A 22,307-nucleotide genomic window follows, 5' to 3' on the forward strand; every position below is an offset into this window, starting at 1 on the left:
ATGAAGTGAAAATCGTTGAGGGTGCTGACAGGCCGAAGTGGCCGTCAGCTTTCGGGGTCCACTCGCACCTCGATCAGATGCCGCTCGGCATCGAGCGACGGCACGTTCAGCCGGATGATCTGTTCCACGTGAGCGCCCGCCGGCAGACGCGCGATTTCGGCATTCGGCCGCATACCCTTCATCGCCCAAATTGCGCCCTGCTCCGCAACCAGATGACGGGCCAGTGTAACGAAATCCGAGAGTTCTGCGAACGCGCGCGAGACAATTACGTCGAACTTTGCCGGTACTTCGGCGCCAGGCCGCAGCGTCTCCACCCGACCGGTCACAATCGACAGGTTCGCGAGGCCCAGTTCCGCCTTCGCCTGCGACTGAAAGGCAGTCTTCTTATGGACGATGTCGTTCGTCGTGATGGTCCAATCGGGCAGCACGATCGCGAGCACGATGCCCGGCAGCCCCCCGCCCGAACCGACGTCGAGCACCGACGACGGCCCGCGCGGCGCCAGGTGCGGCACGATCGATAGCGAATCGAGAATGTGCTGGATTAGCATCTGCCTCGGATCGCGGATCGCTGTCAGGTTGTAGACGTTGTTCCACTTCGCGAGCAGCGCGACGTAATCGAGCAGCTTGCGCTGCTGCGCGTCGCTGAGTTCGAGACCAAGTTCGCGGACACCGTCCGCCAGCAATGACGCCAAGGCCTGCTGGTCGATTCCCCTCTGCGCTGCCGTCATTGAACCACCGGCGTGCTGTCGGCGCCGGGCTCGGCGGACTTCGACGGACGACGCCCGAGGCCACGCTTCAGATGGACCATCAGCAGCGAGATGGCGGCAGGCGTGATACCGGAGATACGCGACGCCTGTCCGATCGTTTCCGGCCGGAACTGCATCAACTTCTGGCGAGCTTCGAACGACAGCCCACGGACCTCGGTGTAGTCCAGCCCTTCAGGCAGACGCGTGTTCTCTTGCGCCTCGTTGCGTTCGATCTCACCGGCCTGTCGGTCGATGTAGCCCTGATATTTGACGCCAATTTCGATCTGTTCCTTGATTTGCGCGAGCAGCACGGGGTCTTCCGCAAGTACTTCGGGCGCGCCACAGGTGCCGTCACGCAGCCCGCAGACGCCGTCGTAGCTGACGCCCGGACGACGCAGCAGGTCCGCGAGACTGTATTCGTGGTCGATTGGCTTGCCAAGCAAGGCGGTCGCCTCTTCTGCCGATAAGGTCTTAGGATTGACCCAGGTTGAACGCAAGCGCTGTGTTTCACGTGAAACAGCGTCACGCTTGCGACTGAAGGCGTCCCAGCGAGCGTCATCGACCACGCCGAGTTCGCGCCCGATCTCCGTCAGCCGCGTATCGGCGTTGTCTTCGCGCAAGCTCAGACGGTACTCCGCGCGGCTCGTGAACATCCGGTACGGCTCGGACACCCCGCGCGTGACTAGATCGTCCACGAGCACGCCGAGATAAGCCTGGTCGCGACGCGGACACCATGCTTCCTTGCCTTGCACAAACAGACCGGCGTTGATGCCGGCCAGAGTGCCCTGTGCAGCTGCCTCTTCGTAGCCGGTCGTACCGTTGATCTGTCCGGCGAAGAACAGGCCACTGATCACCTTCGTTTCTAGCGATGCCTTCAGGCCACGCGGATCGAAATAGTCGTACTCGATCGCGTAGCCCGGGCGCAGGATATGCGCATGCTCGAGCCCGCGCATGGAACGCACCAGCTCGAGCTGCACGTCGAAGGGCAGGCTCGTCGAGATCCCGTTCGGATAGAACTCGTTGGTCGTCAGACCTTCCGGCTCGAGGTAGATCTGATGCGATTCCTTCGACGCAAACCGGTGAATCTTGTCCTCGATCGACGGGCAATAGCGTGGCCCCACCCCCTCGATCACGCCCGTGTACATTGGCGAACGATCGAGACCGCCGCGAATGATGTCGTGTGTCCGTTGATTCGTATGCGTGACCCAGCACGGCACCTGGCGCGGGTGCTGCTCGACACGCCCGAGGAACGAGAACACCGGCACCGGGTCCAGATCCCCGGGCTGCTCTTCGAGCTGCGAATAGTCGATCGTGCGACCGTCGATTCGCGGTGGCGTACCGGTTTTAAGCCGGCCCTGCGGTAGCTTCAGCTCTTTCAACCGCGCCGACAGCGAAACCGCAGCCGGGTCGCCCGCGCGTCCGCCGGTGTAGTTGTTCAACCCCACGTGAATCTTGCCGTCGAGGAACGTGCCCGCGGTTAGCACCACCGCGCGCGACCGGAAACGAATACCCACTTGCGTGATGGCGCCGACCACGCGGTCGCCCTCGACCATCAGATCGTCGACGGCCTGCTGAAATAGCCAGAGGTTCGGCTGATTCTCTAGACGATGGCGGATCGCCGCTTTGTACAGCACGCGGTCAGCCTGAGCGCGCGTCGCGCGGACCGCCGGTCCTTTCGACGAATTCAGGATCCGAAACTGGATGCCGCTTTCGTCGGTAGCGGCCGCCATGGCGCCACCCAGCGCGTCGACCTCCTTGACCAGATGGCCTTTGCCTATGCCGCCAATCGACGGATTGCAGCTCATCTGACCAAGGGTTTCGATGTTATGGGTCAAAAGCAGCGTTTTGTTGCCCATGCGCGCCGACGCCAAAGCAGCTTCGGTGCCGGCATGACCGCCACCGACGACGATTACGTCAAATTCTGAGGGAAAAAGCATCGCGGGATCTCACGCCAGATCGTCGCGTGAGCCTTCAAAAGAAATGTATGGGCGAATTATAACGGGTTCGGTTTCGGCCCGAATTTCGTCCGAATGGTGAAGCAATAAAAAAGCGGTGTGTTTCACGTGAAACACACCGCTTCCAGAGACAGCGATCAGCGAAAAAGTGCGGGCTTATGCGACCTTTTTGGCAAGACCGAGATAGGTTTCGATCACCCGGGGATTTTGCGCGAGGTCGGTTGCCGGTCCTTCCAGTGCCAACTCGCCGGTTTCCAGCACGTAACCGTAGTCCGAGATCTGCAATGCAGCGCGCGCGTTCTGCTCGATCAGCAGCGTCGCGACGCCCGTCTGCCGCAAGGCGCTGATGATGTGAAAGATTTCCTTCACGATCAGCGGCGCGAGACCGAGGCTCGGCTCGTCCAGCATCAGCAGATCGGGCTTGCCCATCAGGGCGCGGCCGACCGCGAGCATCTGCCGCTCGCCGCCGGAAAGCGTGCCGGCCGCCTGCTTGCGCCGCTCCTTCAGCCGCGGAAACAGTTCGAACACCGGTTCCAGCTGATCGAGAAAGTTGCGCTCCCCTGCTCGCTTGCGCCGGTAGGCGCCAAGCAGCAGATTGTCCTCGACGGTCATCGAAGCGAAAAGCTCACGCTTTTCCGGCACCAGGCACATTCCAAGCGCAACGCGTTTTTCGACCGGCATCGCGCTGACGTCGTCGCCCTGATAGGAAATCGCGCCTTTCGCATGACCGGACGTCGGCAACGCGCCCATGATCGCATTCAGCAGCGTCGACTTTCCCGCGCCGTTCGGGCCGATTACGGAGACGATCTGCCCCGCCCGCACCTTGATCGCCGCATTGTGCAGCGCTTCAACCTTGCCGTAGCGGACGGACAATTGGCTCACTTCGAGAATCGGTCCCGCCGCCGCCACGCCGGTCGTTGTCATGTCGTCCATCATTCCACCCCACCCAGATACGCTTCGAGCACCGCCGGATCCTGCTGGACTTCCTGCGGCAGGCCCTCAGCGATCCGCGTGCCGAACTCCATCACCACGAGCCGGTCCGTCAAATTCATCACGAAATCCATGTCGTGCTCGACGAGCAGCACGCTCATCCCTTCTGTCTTCAGTCTGCGCAGCAGTTCGGCGAGCTGAAGCTTTTCCTGATACCGGAGACCAGCGGCCGGTTCATCGAGCAATAGCAGAGTCGGGTCGCAGCACAGGGCGCGCGCAATTTCGAGAATCCGCTGTTGACCAAGCGCCAGGCTGCCCGCTTCGTCATACATGTGCTGTTCGAGGCCGACGCGGCGAATCTGTCGAGCGGCTTCGGCCATCAACCGCTGCTCTTCGGAGCTGTTCAGCCGCACGACACTGCGCCACACGCCCGCATGGCCACGTAGATGCGCACCGATCGCGACGTTCTCGAGCACGGTCATACCCGGCAGCAGCTTCACGTGCTGGAACGTCCGGCCGATGCCCCGCTTGACGATTTCACGCGAACTCAGCGCATCGATGCGCTCGCCGCGGAACGTGATCTCGCCGCTTGTCGCCTGCAGCACACCGGTCACGAGATTGAAGGTCGTCGACTTGCCTGCGCCGTTCGGTCCGATCAGCCCGATGATCTGCCCTGCTTTGACCTCGAAGCTGACGTCGTTCACCGCGACGAGACCGCCGAACTGCTTGCGCGCCTTGTTCACCGTCAGCAGGTCTTCGCCGGTCTGTGGCTTGTTGCGCTGCGGCAGAGGATCCGCGTGATCGGCGAGATGCGCCCGCGGGCCACGCGGGAAAAAGCGCGCGACGAACGGCCAGACGCCCTGCCGCGCGTACTGCAGAAGCAGCACCATGATGATGCCGAACACGATCACTTCGAAGTTGCCGTTCTCGCCGAGCAGTTTTGGCAGCAGCGTCTGCAAATAATCCTGCAGCACGGTCAGGATCGCCGCGCCGAGCAGCGCGCCCCAGACGTGCGAGACGCCGCCCACCACCGCCATGAACAGGAACTCGATGCCGTGATTCAGTCCAAACGGCGTCGGATTCACGGCGCGCTGCAAGTGCGCGTACAGAAAACCCGAGACCGACGCAAGCACCGCCGCATAGACGAAAATCACGACGCGCATCCAGCCGGTGTTGACGCCCATTGCCTCGGCCATCAGACCACCGCCGCGCAACGCGCGGATTGCGCGACCCGGCCGGCTATTAAGCAGATTCTGAACAGAGACGACCGCACCGAGCACGACCACCCAGATCAGGTAATAGATATGGCGGCCGGACTCAAGATTGATCCCGAAAACATTCAACACCGGGATGCCGTTGATGCCGTCGTACTTGCCGAGCACGTCGAGATTGCCGAACAGGTAGAACAGCGCGAGCCCCCACGCAATCGTGCCGAGCGGCAGAAAGTGGCCGGATAGGCGCATCGTCACGAGACCGAGCATCAGCGCAACCAGGGCAGTGACGATCACGCCCGCGATCAGTGCGAGCCACGGCGACACGCCGAAGTTCGTCGTCAGATACGCGGTTGCATACGCGCCGATACCAACGAACGCGGCCTGCCCGAAGCTCGTCATCCCGCCGATGCCGGTCAACAGCACGAGGCCGATCGCGACGATCGAATAGAGACCGATGTAGTTCAGCAGCGTGACCCAGTACTCGGGTACATGGATCGGATGCGGCAGAACCGGCAAAGCGAACAGCACCACGAGGAACAACCAGAAGAACTTCTTTTGCATGATTCGTTTCATCGTGTCACTCCGCTTCCTCTTCGGCGTGCGGGCTCGCAAGACTGCGCCACAGCAGCACCGGGATGATTAACGTGAACACGATCACTTCCTTATAAGCACTAGCCCAGAACGACGAATACGACTCCAGCAGACCAACGAGAATCGAGCCGGCCGCCGCCAGCGGATAGCTGACCAGACCGCCGATGATCGCGCCCACGAAGCCCTTCAAACCGATCAGGAAGCCCGAGTCGTAGTAGATCGTCGTGAGCGGCGCGACGAGGATGCCGCACAGTGCGCCGAGCCCCGCCGCAAGCGTGAATGCGAGGCGTCCCGCCTGCGTGGTGCCGATGCCGACGAGCCGCGCGCCGAGCCGGTTCACCGACGTCGCGCGCAACGCCTTGCCCGAAATCGAGCGATCGAAGTACAAATACAGCGCGCCGATCAGCACGGCCGCGGTGCCGATCACCCACAGGCTCTGGCCGGAGATCGACAACGTGCCGATGTTGAACGTCGCATCGGAAAACGCGTTGGTGCGCGAGCCTTCGGCGCCGAACATCACGAGGCCGAGACCGACCATCACGAAATGCACGGCCACCGCGACGATCAACAGCAGCAGCGTGGTCGCCTCCGCGATCGGCTCGTAGGCAAGGCGATACACGAACGGACCCATCGGAATCACGATCAGCAGCGTCAGCGCGATCTGCACGATCGTCGGCAGCGGCTGCAGGAAGATGCCGCGCGTGAGCGCGTAGACCGCGATCGGAAACAGCAGGTACTTCCCCGCCAGCACGGGCAGCGTGCGCGCCGCATGACGACGCCGCTCAGCATGCCGCAACACGGCAACCGTCTCGACGACGAAGCATGCCGCGCCCATCGCCATCAACAGCCAGCAGGTGGCCGGAAACTTCTGCGTTTGCAGTGCGGCGAGCGTCAACGCACCGTACGAAACGAACTCCCCTTGCGGGATGAAGATCACCCGCGTGACGGAGAACACCAGCACCAGCGCAAGCGCGAGCAGCGCGTAGATCGCGCCGGTCGTGATGCCGTCCTGCGCGAGGATCGCCGCAATTGATAGATCCATACTTCCTCGTCCTGAAGCGTCGAAATCGAAAGACCGCGAAACAGTCGCGACGGCGCGGTGCGAAGCCGGCCATCGATCTGCATGTCAGAAAAGACAACCGCCGCGCCGGGACGCGGCGCGGCGGTCGATGCCATTGTCGTCGAACACAATGGCAATGCGGCGTCATGCACCGCATGATTGCGCGAGAGGCGCGTACCGCTACTGGTTTTTGTAAATAGTCTTAGTTGTTCTGCAACTTCCACTTGCCGTCGACGATCTGCACGATCACGCGTGCGCGCTGGTCGAGGCCGTTGTGGTCGTTCGCGGTGGTGTTCATGATGCCGTGCGACACTGGCAGCTCCTTGATGTTTTCGAGCGCGTTGCGCAGCGCCATGCGGAACTCCGGCGTGCCCGGCTGGGCGGTCTTCAGCGCGACCGGAATCGCAGCCTGCAACATCTGGCCGGCATCCCATGCGTGGCCGCCGAAGGTCGCGACCGAACCCGCGCCATAAGCCTTCTCATAGGCGTTCTTATAGGCTTCCGCCGACTTCTTCACCGGGTTCGAATCCGGCAATTGATCGACGACAAGAATCGGACCGGCCGGCAGCAGTTCGCCTTCGCAATCCTTGCCGCACACACGCAGGAAGTCGTTGTTCGCGACCCCGTGAGTCTGATAGATCTTGCCCTTGTAGCCACGCTCCTTCAGCGTCCTGGCCGGCAGCGCCGACGGCGTGCCCGAGCCCGCGATCAGCACCGCGTCGGGATTCGCGCCCATCGTCTTCAGCACTTGGCCCGTCACCGATGCATCGGTGCGGTTGAAGCGCTCGTTCGACACGATCTTCAGGTTGTGCGCTTTGGCGGCGGCGTCGAACGTCGTGTTCCAGCTGTCGCCGTATGCGTCCGAGAATCCGATGAAGCCGACCGTCTTCACGCCGTGATGCTGCATGTAATCGGCGATCGCTTCGGCCATCAGGCTGTCGTTCTGAGGCGGTTTGAATGCCCATGCGCGCTTCGCATCCATCGGCTGAATGATCGCGGCCGATGCCGCGAGCGAGATCACCGGCGTCTTGCCCTCAGCGGCCGGATCGAGCATCGCGAGCGAATTCGGCGTGACGGTCGAGCCGATGATCGCGTCGACGTGGTCTTCGTCGATCAGCTTGCGCGTGTTCTGCACGGCCTTGCTGGTGTCCGACCCGTCGTCGAGGATGATGTACTGCACGCTCTTGCCGCCGATCTCCTTCGGCAGCAACGCGATCGTGTTCTTTTCAGGAATCCCGAGCGACGCGGCCGGCCCCGTCGTCGACAACGTGACGCCGATCTTCACCTGCGCGAATGCAGCCCCCGCGCCGCACATCAGCGCCATCGCGATGCCGGTGCGTACCCAATGCCTTGTCTTTTTCATTGCGAGTCTCCAAACGCTTTGAAAAGCGCCTATCTGTAAGCCGGCTTGCTGGGCCGGGTGTTTGAATCTAGTGAGCGGGTTCAGGTGTGCCAAGCATGGTTTTCCCTGCTCGGCGCGCATACCTTCCCCAGCTGCGTTGGGTACCGCTCCTCTCGCGTCGCGCGAGTGCGCATTCGCGTCATACGCCGCGTTTCTGTGCCGCGGCTTTATTCCAACCAGGCATCTCATAAACCACTAATATGTTAGTAGTTTGCGTTCTGCATTATCGACGGTCAAGAGAGCGTGCGCCAAATGCGGGTTTGTCCTGAAGCAGTGAAACCACACTTTTGCGCGATGCGGACACCTGGCCCGGGTAATAAAAAAGACGCGTCAACTGCACGCGTCTTTTTCGATGAGGTCCCGTGGCGCAGAGCCTTCGCTCAGTCGCCGGCGAGCTTCCACTTGCCGTCGACGATCTGCACCATCACGCGCGCCCGCTGATCGAGGCCGGCATGGTCGTTCCTGCTCATGTTGAAGATGCCGTGCGACGCGGGCAGATCTTTCGTGCCTTCGAGCGCGGCACTCAGCGCCTCGCGGAATGCCGGCGTGCCTGGCTGCCCCTTCTTCAACGCGAGCGGAATCGCATGCTGCAGCAGCAGACCCGCGTCCCATGCGTGACCGCCGAACGTCGACACCGACCCCGCGCCATATGCCGTTTCATACGCATGCTTGTACGCAAGTGCGCTCTTCTTCACCGGATTCGCCTCGGGCAGTTGCTCGGCGACCAGCAGTGGGCCAGCGGGCAGCCACGTGCCTTCGCAATCCTTGCCGCACACGCGCAGGAAGTCGTTGTTCGCGACGCCGTGCGTCTGATAGTACTTGCCCTTGTAGCCGCGCTCCTTCAGCGTTTTCTGCGGCAGCGCGGCCGGCGTGCCCGCACCGGCGATCAGCACCGCGTCGGGGTTCTGCGACATCATCTTCAGCACCTGGCCCGTGACCGATGCATCGTTGCGCGCGAAGCGCTCGTTCGCGACGATCTTGATCTTCGCGAGGTCAGCGGCTTTGCTGAATTCCTTGAACCAGCTCTCGCCGTACGCGTCGGAAAAGCCGATGAACGCGACCGTCTTCACACCGTGATTGGCCATGTGCTGCGCAATCGCCGTGGCCATCAGAATGTCGTTTTGCGGCGTTTTGAAGACCCATCCACGCTTCGCGTCCATCGGCTCGACGATGCCCGCGGCCGCGGCCAGAGAGATCATCGGCGTCGAGGTTTCGGCGGCGACGTCGATCATGGCGAGCGAGTTCGGCACGACGGTCGAGCCGATCAGTGCATCGACGTGGTCTTCGCTAGTGAGCTTGCGGGCGTTCTTGACCGCCTGGGTGGAATCGGTTGCGTCGTCGAGGACAATGTAGTCGATCTTCTGGCCCGCCACTTCTTTCGGCAGCAGCGCGATCGTGTTCTTTTCCGGAATGCCGAGCGATGCGGCCGGTCCTGTTGCCGACACGGTGACGCCGATTTTCACGTCAGCGAATGCATGGCCGCTCCAAGCAGCCGACACCCCTGTGGCGACCAATGCCGCGCTGATCCAACGCAATGCCGACTTCATCCTGCTCCTCTATTAACCCCGTTATTCAATTGCAATTAAATCCGCGGATTTAATTGCCAACCCAATGGTCGGTGAATAGCGAGTGTAGCGGACGCAAGCGCCGTGCTGCAAGCGTTTCGCAGGCTTGTGATATTTAGCTGCAGCGGTTAGCGGAGAGTAAAAAATGGCGCGTGAAATAGCCGGGCGATCGCGTCAAAGATTCGATAAACACAAATAAAAAAGCGCTGTTGGATATCAATCCAACAGCGCTTTCTTCTGGGCACTGAGTGCCTCACTTGTCTCCTCGTTCTCCACCTGCAAATTCGTGGTGCATCAGAACTGCATGAAGATTAAACGACCACCCCAACAGTCACAACTAGCAATTACCCTAGTGGTGCACTGCGGCACCGGATTGGGGCGCGTAGGGCGCTTTTCGTCGCACGGTTTGCCACAGGTTCGCCCGAGTCCCTGATCCAGCGGACCTTCAGCACGAGCCGCAATTAGATCGGACGTCGAAGCAATTTCGTACCGCACTGCATCAAGCGAGCGACCACGCGGGCGGGATCAACCAGCCAATCTCAAGCCCGCAACGGTCGCACTCGCGCGACGATCTCACCGACGATGCCGCGCCGGAACGCCAGCACACACGCGATGAAAATCAGCCCGGTGACGATCGTCACCGATTCGCCGAGCGAGCGGAACCAGTCGATGCCGGTCATCGACGCGAGTGCCGAGCCGATATCGCCGAGCCTGTCTTCGAGCGACACGATCAACGCGGCGCCGAGCAACGGCCCGAACAGCGTGCCCATGCCGCCCACCAGCGTCATCAGGATCACGAGGCCGGACATCGTCCAATAGGCATCGCTCAGCGTTTCGAAGCCCTGCACCAGCACCTTCAGCGAACCCGCGAGACCCGCAATGCCGGCCGACAGGATGAATGCGAGCAGCTTGAAACGGTCGGTGTCGTAGCCGAGCGACACCGCGCGCGGCTCGTTTTCCTTGATCGCGACGAGCACCTGCCCGAACGGCGAATGCACGATCCGCACGATCAGCAGGAAAGCCGCGACGATCACCGCGAGTACGACGAAATATAGCGCGAGGTCCGAAGAGAGATCGAGCACGCCGAACAGCTTGCCGCGCGGCACGCCTTGCAGACCGTCTTCCCCGTGCGTGAACGGCGCCTGCAGGAACACGAAGTAGACCATCTGCGCGAGCGCGAGCGTCACCATCGCGAAGTAGATACCCTGACGGCGAATCGCGAAGAAGCCGACGACGAGCCCAAGCAGCGTCGCCGCCGCGGTGCCGCTCAGCACGCCGAGCTCCGGCGAAAAGCCAAGCGTCTGCATCGCATAGCCGGTGACGTAACCGGCCGACGCGAGAAACATCGCATGACCAAAGGACAGCAAGCCCGTATAGCCGATCAGCAGATTGAAGGCGGCCGCGAACAGCGCGAAGCACAGCACCTTCATCACGAAGAGCGGATAGATGCCGAGCACCGGCACCGCGAGCAGCACGATCAGCAGCAGACCGTAGAGCACCTTTCTCTGCATCATTTTTCCCTGCCGAAAAGACCCGCCGGACGCACGAGCAACACGAGCGCCATGATCACGAAGACGACGGTCGCCGACGCCTCGGGGTAGAACACACGCGTGAGTCCTTCGACTACGCCGAGCATCAGGCCGGTCAGGATCGAGCCCATGATCGAGCCCATGCCGCCGATCACGACCACCGCGAACACGGTGATGATCATCGACTGGCCCATCAGGGGCGAGACCTGAATCACCGGCGCGGCGAGCACGCCGGCAAACGCCGCGAGCGCGACGCCGAAGCCGTAGGTCAGCGTGATCATCAGCGGCACGTTGACGCCGAACGCCTCGACGAGCTTCGGGTTTTCGGTGCCCGCGCGCAGATACGCGCCAAGCCGCGTCTTCTCGATCACGAACCAGGTCGCAAAGCACACGACCAGCGACGCGACCACCACCCATGCGCGATAGTTCGGCAGATACATGAAGCCGAGATTGGTCGCGCCCGACAGCGCCGACGGCACATCGTACGGCTGGCCCGACGAGCCGTAGATCGAATGGAATACGCCCTCGATCACGAGTGTGAGGCCAAACGTCAGCAACAGGCCATACAGATGATCGAGCTTGTAAAGCCAGCGCAGCATCGAGCGCTCGATCGCGACGCCGACCAGTCCGACGATCAGCGGCGCGAGCACGAGCATCACCCAGTACGGCAGATTGAAATACGACAGCCCCATCCACGCGAGCATCGCCCCGAGCATGAACAGCGCGCCATGCGCGAAGTTGATCACGTTGAGCAGGCCGAAAATAATCGCCAGCCCGAGGCTCAGAATCGCGTAGAACGAGCCGTTCACGAGCCCGAGCAGAAGCTGGCTCAGCATCGCCGGTAGCGGAACGCCAAAGATGTCCATTGAAGCCCTTAGCCCTTCAAGCCATCGTCAAGGTGAGATCGGTGACGCACGATCCGGCCGGCACGCGACGAGCGGCGACGCCGCCCATCGGCGTACGGCATCTGAAACGGTCATCCGCCAGCGCGTGCCCCTGCAGCGCCGGCGGTTCTCTCAGGTCTGCGCGGTCCTCGACCGCTTACTGCGCCCGCGCTTACTTCCACAGCGCGCAGCGGGTCTGCGCCTTGGTCGTGAAGACCTGATCGCCCGGAATCGTCGCAGTGATCTTGTAGTAATCCCACGGCTCCTTCGATTCGGCCGGCGTCTTCACCTGCATCAGGTACATGTCGTGGATCATGCTGCCGTCCTGACGGATGTAGCCCTTCGCGTAGAAGTCGTCGATCTTCGTCTTGTGCAACTGCGCCATCACCTTGTCCGGATCGGTCGAGCCCACCGCCTGCACCGCCTTCAGATAGTTCATCGCCGCCGAGTAGTCGGCAGCCTGCAGGCTCGACGGCATCTTCTTCATCTTGTCGAAGTACCGCTGCGACCACTTGCGCGTGTCGGCGTCCTTGTTCCAGTACCAGCTGTCGGTCAGCACCAGACCTTGCGTCGTTTCGAGACCGAGGCTGTGCACGTCGTTGATGAACATCAGCAGCGCGGCGAGCTTCATCGTCTTGGTGATGCCGAATTCCTTCGCGGCCTTGATCGCGTTGATCGTGTCGCCGCCCGCGTTCGCGAGGCCGAGGACCTGTGCCTTCGACGCCTGCGCCTGCAACAGGAACGATGAGAAGTCCGACGCCGACAGCGGATGACGCACCTCGCCGAGCACCTGGCCGCCGTTCGCCTTCACGACCTCCGCGGTCGCTTTTTCGAGCGCCTTGCCGAATGCGTAGTCTGCCGTCAGGAAGTACCAGGTCTTGCCGCCCTGCTTCGTCACGGCCGAGCCCGTGCCGTTCGCGAGCGCGGTCGTGTCGTATGCGTAGTGGATCGTGTACGGCGTGCATTGCTCGTTGGTCAACGTATCGGCGCCGGCGCCGACGCTGATATAGACCTTGTGCTTCTCGCCCGCGACGGTGTTAGTCGACAGCGCGGTCGCCGAGTTCGTGCCGCCGATCACCATGTCCACGCCGTCGCGGTCGAACCACTCACGAGCGCGGGATGCCGCGATGTCCGCCTTGTTCTGGTGATCCGCGTACAGCACCGTGATCGGCTTGCCGTTGACCTTGCCGCCGAAGTCGGCGACCGCCATCCGGATCGCTTCAAGACCGCCCTGCCCGTCGATATCCGCGTACAGCCCCGACATGTCCGTGATGAAGCCGATCTTCACAGCATCGTCGGCCGCTTGCGCGCTGCCCAGCGTCAGTGCGGTGCCGGCGGCGACTGCGAAACAGAGTGAGGCAATTCGCGCGAGTGGGTTCTTTTTCATGCATGTCTCCTGGTTCTTCGCTTGTGGTTATCAGAGGCAGTCGGGCGCGCGTGTGTCCGTGTCTATACGCCCAGTAAATCGTGCAGCACCGGCATCTTGCCTTCGAGCTCGCTAGCCCCGAAATGCTCGACGATCATGCCGTGCTCCATCACATAGAAACGATCCGCGAGCGGCGCGGCGAAGCGGAAGTTCTGCTCGACCATCACGATCGTGTAGCCGCGCGCCTTCAGCGTAACGATCATGCGCGCGAGCGCCTGCACGATCACGGGCGCGAGCCCTTCCGAGATTTCGTCGAGCAGCAGCAGATTCGCGCCGGTGCGCAGAATCCGCGCGACCGCGAGCATCTGTTGTTCGCCGCCCGAGAGCCGCGTGCCCTGACTCATGCGCCGCTCGTGCAGATTCGGGAACATCGCGTAGATTTCCTCGAGCGACATCATGCGCGCCTTGTCGCCGACGGGCGGCGGCAGCAGCAGATTTTCCTCACACGACAGGCTCGAAAAAATGCCGCGCTCTTCCGGGCAATAGCCGATGCCGCAATGCGCGATGCGATGCGTGGGCAAGCCGACCGTTTCGCGTCCGTCGATACGGATCGAGCCGGTACGGCGACCCGTGAGGCCCATGATCGCGCGTAGCGTCGTGGTGCGGCCCGCGCCATTGCGCCCGAGCAGCGTCACGACCTCGCCGCGGCCGACCGACAGATCGACGCCGTGCAGAATGTGGGATTCCCCGTACCAGGCTTGCAGTCCCGCGATTTCCAGCGCGGGTGCGCCGCTTTTCGTTTCGTTCGCTTCGAGGCCTTCGCGCTCGACCGTCGTATTCATGCGTGGGCTCCGGCGAGCGCCGCGTCGGCGCTGCCCATGTAGGCTTGCATCACGAGCGGATTCTTCGACACTTCCGCGTAGCTGCCCTCGGCGAGCACTTCACCCCGTTGCAGCACGGTGATCGTGTCGGAGATACCGGCGATCACATTCATATTGTGTTCGACCATCAGGATCGTGCGTCCGGCCGACACTTTCTTGATCAGCGCGGTCACGCGATCGACGTCCTCATGACCCATGCCTTGCGTGGGCTCGTCGAGAAGCATCAGTTCCGGCTCCATCGCGAGCGTGGTCGCGATTTCGAGCGCGCGCTTGCGGCCGTAGGCGAGCTCGACCGTCAACACATCGGCGAAATCGGTCAGGCCGACCTGGGTCAGCAGATCCATCGCGCGATCGTTCAGACGGCGCAACGTACGCTCGCTCTTCCAGAAGTGAAACGCGGTGCCGAGCGAGCGCTGCAACCCGATGCGCACGTTCTGCAATGCCGTCAGATGCGGAAATACCGCGGAAATCTGGAACGAACGGATGATGCCGCGCCGCGCGATCTGAGCTGGCCGTTCGCCGGTGATATCGACACCGTTGAAAACGATCTGGCCCGCGGTGGGTTCGAGAAATTTGGTGAGCAGATTGAAGCAGGTGGTCTTGCCCGCTCCATTGGGGCCGATCAGCGCATGGATCGAGCCGCGGCGCACGCGCAGGTTCACGCCGTTCACGGCGACAAAGCCTTTGAACTCGCGGGTGAGACCGCGCGTTTCGAGAATCGTATCGCCGAGAATCATGTTCCCTTCCATACGGAGTAAGGCGAAGCACTACGATCTTTCCGCGCGAAGCTCCGCGCGACTTGTTATTTTTGCGGCACCCCTTGCCGCTCGTTGGCGTGCTGCACCAATCCGGACGGTGAGCCATGGCGCGGCACGCAGCATGGCTGCCATTGTCGCGCCAATGATGCAGCGCAATCATTGGGATTTGCACTTAGGGAACGAGGCCCGCGCCGTGCGTATGTGACGCGCGGTTCACACGCTTCACGTACGCGGCGGAAAACCTGACTGGTGCGCTCACCGAGTCATGTCACACAGCTGACATCGACGCGGCAACACCGGTATGCGCGGCCATGCTGCCGCTCACGCGCGCGCGACGATCCTCGCGGATCATGTCGCTGGCGCGCTCGGCGATCATCAGCGTCGGCGAATTGGTGTTACCTGACGTGATGTTGGGCATCACCGACGCATCGACGACACGCAAGCCCTCGACTCCGATAACTCGTAGCCGGGTGTCGACGACCGCGGCGGGATCGTCGGTCGTGCCCATGCGGCAGGTGCCGACCGGATGGAAGATCGTCGTGCCGACCGCGCCCGCGGCCTGCTGCAATTCTTCTTCACTTTGATACTGGAGGCCCGGCAGGATCTCCCGCGGCTGATAGCGCGCGAGCGCGGGCGCCGCGACGATGCGACGCGTCAGACGTAGCGCGTTCGCGGCGACGTGGCGGTCGTAGTCGGTCGACAGATAGTTCGGCGCGATCAACGGTGGCGCGCAAGCATCGGCCGACGCAATATGAATGCTGCCGCGCGACGTGGGGCGCAGCTGACACACCGAAGCCGTGAATGCATTGAAGCGATGCAGCGGTTCCCCGAAGCGATCAAGCGACAAAGGCTGCACGTGATACTCGAGATCGGGTCGCGACAGCGAGCGATCGTCGGCGTCGGACTTCGCGAACGCGCCGAGTTGCGACGGCGACATCGACATCGGTCCACTCTGAAACAACGCGTACTGCATGCCGATCATCAGCTTGCCCCACCAGTGCGCGGACATCGTATTCAGCGTGCGCACGCCCTGCACCTGATACGCCATGCGCAGTTGCAGATGGTCCTGCAGATTTTCACCGACACCGCGTAGATCCTGAACGACCTCGATGCCGAGATTCTGCAGACGCGCGCCATTGCCGACACCGGACAATTCGAGCAGTTGCGGCGAGTTGACCGCGCCGGCGGAAAGGATCACTTCGCAACGCGCTTTGGCGAGATAGTCGACCTCGCCGCCACGATATTCGACTCCGGTGCAGCGGCGGCCATCGAACACGACACGCTGCGTGTGGGCGCCGGTGATGACAGTGAGGTTCTCCCGCTTCAACGCGGGCCGCAAAAATGCCTTCGACGCATTCCAGCGAATGCCACGCTTCTGGTTGACGTCGAAGTAGCCGACACCGGTGTTATCGCCGCGATTGAAATCGTCGGTGGCGGGGATGCCGGTTTGCTGCGCGGCTTGCGCGAACTCTTCGAGAATCTTCCATTTGAGGCGCTGCTTCTCGACGCGCCACGGTCCGCCCGCGCCGTGCGCTTCGTTGGCGCCGCCGTGGTGATCCTCGCTGCGCCTGAAGACCGGCAGCACCGCGTTCCAGGACCACGTCCTGTCGTTCGTCACACGCGCCCACTCGTCGTAGTCTTCCCGCTGACCGCGCATGTAGATCATGCCGTTGATCGACGAACTGCCGCCGAGCACACGCCCGCGCGGATACGACAGCGTGCGGCCGTTCAGACCCGGCTCGGCCTGGGTCTTGTACAGCCAGTCCGTGCGCGGATTGCCGATGCAATACAGGTAGCCGACCGGCACGTGAATCCAGTGATAGTCGTCCTTCCCCCCGGCTTCGAGCAGCAGCACGTGGATGTCGGGATCTTCGGTGAGCCGGTTCGCCAGCACGCAGCCGGCGGTACCCGCGCCGACGATGACGTAGTCGAACTCGCCTTCGAGTCGCCGTGCGGCGCGAGGCGTACTGTCGGTATGACTCATCGTTTCCCCTCCTAAGCATTTTTGCGGCGCACGCGTGGCTGCTCGATCGCTTCCACGCGTGCGCCGCGAAGCGCTTTTATTGCGCTTTTATTGTTTTCCTGGCGCGCTTGCCGACTTGATGTCGCGCAAAGCCGCCAGCTTATTTGGCGACCGGCATCGTGAATTCGGCGCCCTTCGCGATGCTGTCAGGCCAGCGCTGCATGATGCTCTTGTAGCGCGTGTAAAACCGCACGCCTTCCTCGCCGTACGCATGATGATCGCCGAACAGCGACTTCTTCCAGCCGCCGAACGAATGCCAGGCCATCGGCACCGGAATCGGCACGTTGATGCCGACCATGCCGATCTCGATCTGTCGGGAAAACGCGCGTGCAATGCCGCCGTCGGACGTGAACAGCGACACGCCGTTCGCAAACTGATTCGCGTTGATCAGTTCGACTGCGGAGGCGAAGTCGGGCACGCGCACGACGCATAGCACCGGTCCGAAAATCTCCTCGCGGTAGATCTTCATGTCGGGTAACACGTCGTCGAACAGCGTGCCGCCGAGGAAGAAACCCTTCTCGTGCCCCGCGACCTGATGAGCGCGCCCATCGACGACGAGCTTCGCGCCCGCGGCGACGCCAGCGTCGATATAGCCGAGCACCTTGTCGCGATGCGCGCCGGTGACGAGCGGCCCCATCTCGGCCGCCGCTTCCATGCCGTTGAGGATCTTCAGGCTATTCACGCGCGGCGTCAGACGCTCGATCAGCTCATCGGCGATATGCCCCACCGCGACCGCCACCGAAATCGCCATGCAGCGCTCGCCGGCCGAGCCGTAGGCGGCGCCGATCAGGGCGTCGACGGCCTGGTCGAGATCGGCGTCGGGCATTACGACGAGGTGATTCTTGGCACCGCCCAACGCCTGCACGCGCTTGCCGCGCTTCGTGCCTTCGGTGTAGATGTATTCGGCGATCGGCGTGGAGCCGACGAACGACAGCGCGCTGACTTCCGGATGCACGAGCAGCGCGTCGACCGCGACCTTGTCGCCGTGCACGACGTTGAACACGCCGTCCGGCAGGCCGGCTTCCTTCAGCAGTTCGGCGAGCCGGTTCGACGCGGACGGATCGCGTTCGGACGGCTTCAGCACGAAGGTGTTGCCGCACGCGAGCGCGACGGGGAACATCCAGCACGGCACCATCATCGGGAAATTGAACGGCGTGATGCCCGCGACCACGCCGAGCGGCTGCCGCAGATTCCAGTTGTCGATGCCGCCGCCAATCTGATCGGTGAAATCGGTCTTCAGCAGATTCGGGATGCCGCACGCGAATTCGACGATCTCGATGCCGCGCATCACCTCGCCCTTGGCGTCGGAAAACACCTTGCCGTGCTCGCGCGTGATCAGCTCCGCGAGCTCATCGTGATGACGGTCGAGCAGTTCCTTGAACTTGAACAGCACCCGCGCGCGTTTGATCGGCGCGGTTTCGCTCCAGGCGGGAAACGCGGCTTTGGCGGCAGCGACCGCGGCGTCCACCTCGGCGACGCTCGCGAGCGGCACGCGCGCGCTGACGCTGCCGAGGGCCGGATTGAAGACGTCGCCGAAGCGCCCGCTCGTGCCTTCGACCGTCTTGCCGTTGATGAAATGGCTCAGCGCGCGTGCACTCGCCGCGCTGCGTGCGGCTTCGTCCTGCGCGGTTGCGTCGGAATATGTCTCGCTCATCTCGTTCCTCTTTCCTGTGAAATCTTCTGCTTCGCGCGCGATGCCGCGCGCACAAGCGTGCTGAACACCAAGCGTACGGCCCTTACGAGCGACAAATCCAATAAGTAATGCTCATCTGCGCTATAAGCCGGGCTAATATCAGCATATGGATCTGACTCTCCTTAGGGCCTTCGTCACCGTCGCACGCGAGGGCAACCTTACGCGTGCCGCGGTGCAACTGCATCTGACCCAACCTGCCGTCAGCCTGCAAATCAAGCACTTGCAGGAGACGCTCGGCGTGACGCTGTTCACGCGGACTTCGCACGGGCTCGCGCTGACACGCGACGGCCAGGCGCTGCTGCCGCATGCCGAACGCGCGCTCGGCGCGGCAGCCGACGTGCAGCGGGCGGCGCAGACGCTGCGCCAGGAAGTACGCGGGCGCCTGCGCATCGGCACCATTCTCGACCCGGAGTTTTTGCGCCTCGGCGGTTTCCTGAAGCAGCTCGTCGAGACCTGGCCGCAGATCGAAACCGCGCTGCGCCACGGCATGTCGGGCTGGGTGCGCGAACAGATTCGCGCGGGCGAGCTCGACGTCGGCTATTACATTGGCCTGCCCGCCGACGACGAGACGCACGACGGCGCCACGTTTCACGCGGTCACGCTCACGCATTTCCAGTATCGCGTGCTCGCGCCGGCGGGCTGGAAAGATCGCGTGAAGGGTGCGCGAGACTGGCGCTCGCTCGCGGCGCTGCCGTGGATCTGGACGCCGCCGGCGTCCGCGCACAACCGGCTGCTGTCGCGCTGTTTCGGCGAAGCCGGTGTGAAGCCGGTCAAGGTGGCCGAGGTGGACCAGGAGCCGTCGATGCTCGATCTGGTCAAATCGGGCGTCGGTCTCACGCTTGCGCGCGATGCAACCGCGATCGCGGAGGCGCATGCGCACGCGCTGACGATCGTCGATGGCATAACGGTGCCGACGCAGCTGAGCTTCATCACGCTCGACGAGCGCAAGGACGAGCCAGCGATCGCGGCGGCGTTGAAGCTGATCGAACAGCAGTGGGCGATTTGAGCGGGGACGGTCTGACGCGTTGCGATATGAGTCTCGCTAATGCCCGCCCTCTCCCACTTGTCCGCCGAGCTGAAACCGCTCCGTCACGAAGTTTTTGCTAGATTAGCGGTTTGCGCTCGCGCAGCGCCCTCGCAGCTTTCCGTTCCGCCTGGCTTCGTCCTTCCCGGCGGCCTCCGCCCGGCAACACCAGCAACTCCGGCGCCGCCGGTCACTTCCCCCATCCACAGGAGCCTGACATGGCACGCAACATCGAAATCAAAGCCCGCGCCCAGCATTTCGACCAACTGCGCGAGCGCGCCGCACAGCTCGCGACGGACGCGCCGCTGATCTTCCGCCAGCAGGACTTTTTCTACGACGTGCCGCGCGGCCGCCTGAAGCTGCGCCAGTTCGACGACGGCACGCCGGCCGAGCTAATCTTCTATCAGCGCGACGACCGCGACGGCCCGAAGGCGTCGTACTACACGCGCAGTCCGGTGACGAATCCCGAAGCGATGCATGCGCTGCTCGCGACCGCGCTGACCACGCGCGGCATCGTCTCGAAAGAGCGGCACGTATATCTGAGCGGGCGCACGCGGATTCATCTGGATCGCGTCGACGGTCTCGGCGATTTCGTCGAACTCGAAGTGGTGCTCGCGCAGGACGACGACGAAGAAGGCGGCCACGCGGAAGCACAAGCGATGTTCAAGAGCCTTGGCGTATCGGAAGCGGATCTGGTGCCGGTCGCGTATGTCGATCTGCTGAATGCCGACGACGAGCCAAAGCGGGCGGCATAGAGATCCCGTCACCGCAGGGGCCGCGGCAACGCATGCGCGGCTCCCTCTTCCTGTCAGTCGGCACTGCCGGCAACGGCTTCGAACGCTCAAACCGCCGCCGCCCCCGGCGCCAGATGCCCGAGCGGCAACGGCCCATTGCGCTTGAACGTGGTCAGCACGATATTCGAGCGCACGCTATCGACACCCGGCACGCGCATCAGCTTCTTCATCACGAAGGTCGACAGGTAATTCAGATCCGGCGCGACGATGCGCAGCAGATAGTCGGCATCGCCGACGACCGCGTGACATTCGAGCACTTCGGGCAGCAAGTCGATCTGGTGCTGAAACTGCTCGATGATCGAATCGCCGTGATGCTTCAGCTTCAGGCTCGTGAAAGCGGTGACGCCAAGCCCAAGCTTTTCGGGCCGCAGCACGACGCGATAGCCATCCACCACGCCGACCTGTTCCAGCCGTTGCAGGCGTCGCCCGATCTGCGACGGCGACAGCGGCACCTGCTCCGCCAACTGCTGATGCGTGGCGCGGCCGAAGCGCTGCAGCACGTCGAGCAGCGCGAGATCGAAGTGGTCGAGTTCAAGCATGGTGATATCCCGCATTAATCTGCCATTTAATACGTGATTATCGCATAACTATCCGCTTATACGCGAAACCTGCGCCCTTTCCGCACGTGCTCCGCTCTACACTCGCATACACCGATCTCATGCAATCCGTCTTGTTACAGCAGCCTCGCCTTGTCCACCGCCAGCACCGCCAAACTCAAGGAACAGTTCGACGCCGGTCTCGAGACCCGCGCCGACTTCACGATCGATCAGCCGCTTGAGTGCTACGGCACGGTTGACCATGCGGGCTGGCGACAACTGTACGCGCGCCAAACAGCCTTGCTCGAAGGCCGTGTCTGCGATGAATTCTTCGCGGGCGTCGAGCGCATCGGCCTGCCGTCGGAGCGCGTGCCGTCCTTCGAAGACGTCAACGCACCTGCCTACGCGGCGGGCGACCTGTTCGACGGCGACTGCGTGATTACGCGTGGCACCCGCGAGGGTTGGAACACCGGCGGCGACGTTTGAACGAAAAGCCATCGCAAACCGATCCGGCCCAGCGTGCGGCGAGCGTTGCGCAACCATGAAAAAATGACGGATTCGTCCGCCTGCCGGCGAGCGAGTTCGACGAGCGAGGTAACACCATGATTCAGAAACTGACTTCCGACGAGCGAACCCAGCAACTGGCGAAACTGAATGGCTGGCAAAGCGTGGCTGAGCGCGATGCGATTCGCCGCGCGTTCGAGTTCGCCGACTTCAACGAGGCCTTCGGCTTCATGACGCGCGTCGCGATCAAGGCGCAGGAGATGGACCACCATCCCGAGTGGTTCAACGTGTACAACAAGGTCGACATCACGCTGTCCACCCATGAAGCGAACGGCGTGACCGAACGCGACATCGCGCTTGCCGCATTCATCGACGGGATTACTATGTAATACAAATAATTACGGGCCTTTATGCGTGTTTATGCATAACTCGCCGCGTAATCAGGTGACCATGAAAGGACAATGCAGGCAATTCCTTAGGTAAACCTTCAGTTCTACAGGCTATTCTTAAGTTGAACGTAAGCTTCCCAGGCCTGCCTTGCAATCGGGTCGAAACGATCGAGTGATAGCGACTGCTGACGCTGTACAATCAGCAGCGCATACGGCTTGGAGAGCGCGCTTGCCTCCTTGCACAGAACGTGTTCGTCGCCGCTTGAAGGTGAGCGGGTGCGCCAGAAGTTGATCGCGGCTTCCAGTTCGTGAATGCTGATCTCGGACATGACTTCGTGATGGCTGGCACGGTGCTTCGATTCGGCTCGACAGCTGCTTCGTGGCGCGTCTGCCGCCGCTTCGCACGCTGGCTGTGTAGCAGGCGCCCCGGCGAACCGCTTGCCCAAACGCCTAAACCCATTGT

19 protein-coding genes and 1 pseudogene are annotated in these 22,307 nt (G+C 62.6%); 4 read left to right on the forward strand and 16 right to left on the reverse strand.

From position 1 onward, the window contains the following. Nucleotides 1–44 precede the first annotated feature (44 nt). The 14 genes from rsmG to OKW40_RS16290 all read right to left on the reverse strand — a co-directional run bounded on the left by rsmG (nt 45) and on the right by OKW40_RS16290 (nt 18,558). A complete protein-coding gene (gene rsmG, locus OKW40_RS16225; RefSeq protein WP_184061003.1) occupies nt 45–728 on the reverse strand; it encodes a 16S rRNA (guanine(527)-N(7))-methyltransferase RsmG in 684 nt (227 codons plus the stop codon). Next, nucleotides 725–2,683: a tRNA uridine-5-carboxymethylaminomethyl(34) synthesis enzyme MnmG gene (mnmG, locus tag OKW40_RS16230; protein ID WP_429490501.1), complete on the reverse strand. Its 1,959-nt coding sequence runs from the start codon at nt 2,681–2,683 to the stop codon at nt 725–727. Before mnmG ends, rsmG begins: the two co-directional genes overlap by 4 nt. Nucleotides 2,684–2,857: 174 nt before the next feature. Then, the gene (locus OKW40_RS16235; protein ID WP_429490503.1) at nt 2,858–3,634 is read right to left on the reverse strand and encodes an ABC transporter ATP-binding protein; all 777 of its coding nucleotides are present in this window, start codon (nt 3,632–3,634) and stop codon (nt 2,858–2,860) included. Further along, nucleotides 3,634–5,418 (reverse strand): ATP-binding cassette domain-containing protein, encoded by a 1,785-nt coding sequence (locus OKW40_RS16240; RefSeq protein ID WP_429490505.1) that lies wholly within the window; start codon nt 5,416–5,418, stop codon nt 3,634–3,636. The genes OKW40_RS16235 and OKW40_RS16240 overlap by 1 nt, the downstream gene beginning before the upstream one ends. Nucleotides 5,419–5,422: 4 nt before the next feature. Continuing rightward, the gene (locus tag OKW40_RS16245; RefSeq protein WP_429490507.1) at nt 5,423–6,478 is read right to left on the reverse strand and encodes a branched-chain amino acid ABC transporter permease; all 1,056 of its coding nucleotides are present in this window, start codon (nt 6,476–6,478) and stop codon (nt 5,423–5,425) included. Between the two features lie 220 nt (nt 6,479–6,698). Continuing rightward, nucleotides 6,699–7,859 (reverse strand): ABC transporter substrate-binding protein, encoded by a 1,161-nt coding sequence (locus OKW40_RS16250; RefSeq protein ID WP_184060999.1) that lies wholly within the window; start codon nt 7,857–7,859, stop codon nt 6,699–6,701. A gap of 419 nt (nt 7,860–8,278) precedes the next feature. Then, nucleotides 8,279–9,445 carry an ABC transporter substrate-binding protein gene (locus tag OKW40_RS16255; protein ID WP_184060998.1) on the reverse strand — a complete coding sequence of 389 codons (1,167 nt, stop codon included), beginning with the start codon at nt 9,443–9,445 and terminating at the stop codon, nt 8,279–8,281. A 557-nt stretch (nt 9,446–10,002) separates the two neighbouring features. Beyond that, entirely contained in the window at nt 10,003–10,974 is a 972-nt protein-coding gene (locus tag OKW40_RS16260) for a branched-chain amino acid ABC transporter permease (RefSeq protein WP_429408495.1), read from the reverse strand. Continuing rightward, nucleotides 10,974–11,858: a branched-chain amino acid ABC transporter permease gene (locus tag OKW40_RS16265; RefSeq protein WP_184036882.1), complete on the reverse strand. Its 885-nt coding sequence runs from the start codon at nt 11,856–11,858 to the stop codon at nt 10,974–10,976. Before OKW40_RS16265 ends, OKW40_RS16260 begins: the two co-directional genes overlap by 1 nt. A 190-nt stretch (nt 11,859–12,048) precedes the next feature. Further along, the gene (locus OKW40_RS16270; protein ID WP_184060997.1) at nt 12,049–13,263 is read right to left on the reverse strand and encodes an ABC transporter substrate-binding protein; all 1,215 of its coding nucleotides are present in this window, start codon (nt 13,261–13,263) and stop codon (nt 12,049–12,051) included. Between the two features lie 62 nt (nt 13,264–13,325). Continuing rightward, complete coding sequence (locus OKW40_RS16275; protein WP_184036876.1) at nt 13,326–14,084, reverse strand: ABC transporter ATP-binding protein; 759 nt, start codon at nt 14,082–14,084, stop codon at nt 13,326–13,328. Next, a complete protein-coding gene (locus OKW40_RS16280) occupies nt 14,081–14,860 on the reverse strand; it encodes an ABC transporter ATP-binding protein (RefSeq protein ID WP_018418872.1) in 780 nt (259 codons plus the stop codon). The genes OKW40_RS16275 and OKW40_RS16280 overlap by 4 nt, the downstream gene beginning before the upstream one ends. Nucleotides 14,861–15,149: 289 nt before the next feature. After that, nucleotides 15,150–16,865: a GMC family oxidoreductase gene (locus tag OKW40_RS16285; RefSeq protein WP_429490508.1), complete on the reverse strand. Its 1,716-nt coding sequence runs from the start codon at nt 16,863–16,865 to the stop codon at nt 15,150–15,152. Between the two features lie 139 nt (nt 16,866–17,004). Then, nucleotides 17,005–18,558 (reverse strand): CoA-acylating methylmalonate-semialdehyde dehydrogenase, encoded by a 1,554-nt coding sequence (locus tag OKW40_RS16290; RefSeq protein ID WP_429490509.1) that lies wholly within the window; start codon nt 18,556–18,558, stop codon nt 17,005–17,007. 145 nt (nt 18,559–18,703) lie between these two features. On the opposite strand from OKW40_RS16290, the gene OKW40_RS16295 reads away from it, so the two are divergent. Next, nucleotides 18,704–19,603, forward strand: coding sequence for a LysR family transcriptional regulator (locus OKW40_RS16295; protein ID WP_184051684.1), 900 nt, complete (start codon nt 18,704–18,706; stop codon nt 19,601–19,603). A 236-nt stretch (nt 19,604–19,839) separates the two neighbouring features. Then, entirely contained in the window at nt 19,840–20,376 is a 537-nt protein-coding gene (locus tag OKW40_RS16300; RefSeq protein WP_018418876.1) for a class IV adenylate cyclase, read from the forward strand. Nucleotides 20,377–20,462: 86 nt separating this feature from the next. Here OKW40_RS16300 and OKW40_RS16305 read toward each other — a convergent pair whose 3' ends face one another. Further along, entirely contained in the window at nt 20,463–20,954 is a 492-nt protein-coding gene (locus OKW40_RS16305) for an Lrp/AsnC family transcriptional regulator (RefSeq protein WP_184036864.1), read from the reverse strand. Between the two features lie 150 nt (nt 20,955–21,104). On the opposite strand from OKW40_RS16305, the pseudogene OKW40_RS16310 reads away from it, so the two are divergent. Together OKW40_RS16310 and OKW40_RS16315 are read left to right on the forward strand one after the other, a co-directional pair. After that, nucleotides 21,105–21,344, forward strand: a pseudogene (locus tag OKW40_RS16310) (phenylalanine 4-monooxygenase); the annotation flags it as partial. A gap of 209 nt (nt 21,345–21,553) precedes the next feature. After that, nucleotides 21,554–21,844: a 4a-hydroxytetrahydrobiopterin dehydratase gene (locus OKW40_RS16315; RefSeq protein ID WP_187612237.1), complete on the forward strand. Its 291-nt coding sequence runs from the start codon at nt 21,554–21,556 to the stop codon at nt 21,842–21,844. Between the two features lie 104 nt (nt 21,845–21,948). Here the strand turns inward: OKW40_RS16315 and OKW40_RS16320 are convergent, their stop codons facing one another. Further along, nucleotides 21,949–22,173, reverse strand: coding sequence for a DUF3717 domain-containing protein (locus OKW40_RS16320; protein WP_090802357.1), 225 nt, complete (start codon nt 22,171–22,173; stop codon nt 21,949–21,951). Nucleotides 22,174–22,307: the final 134 nt, after the last annotated feature.

Origin of the sequence: Paraburkholderia sp. RAU6.4a (assembly GCF_050435625.1) — a bacterium.
GTDB classification, from domain to species: domain Bacteria; phylum Pseudomonadota; class Gammaproteobacteria; order Burkholderiales; family Burkholderiaceae; genus Paraburkholderia; species Paraburkholderia tuberum.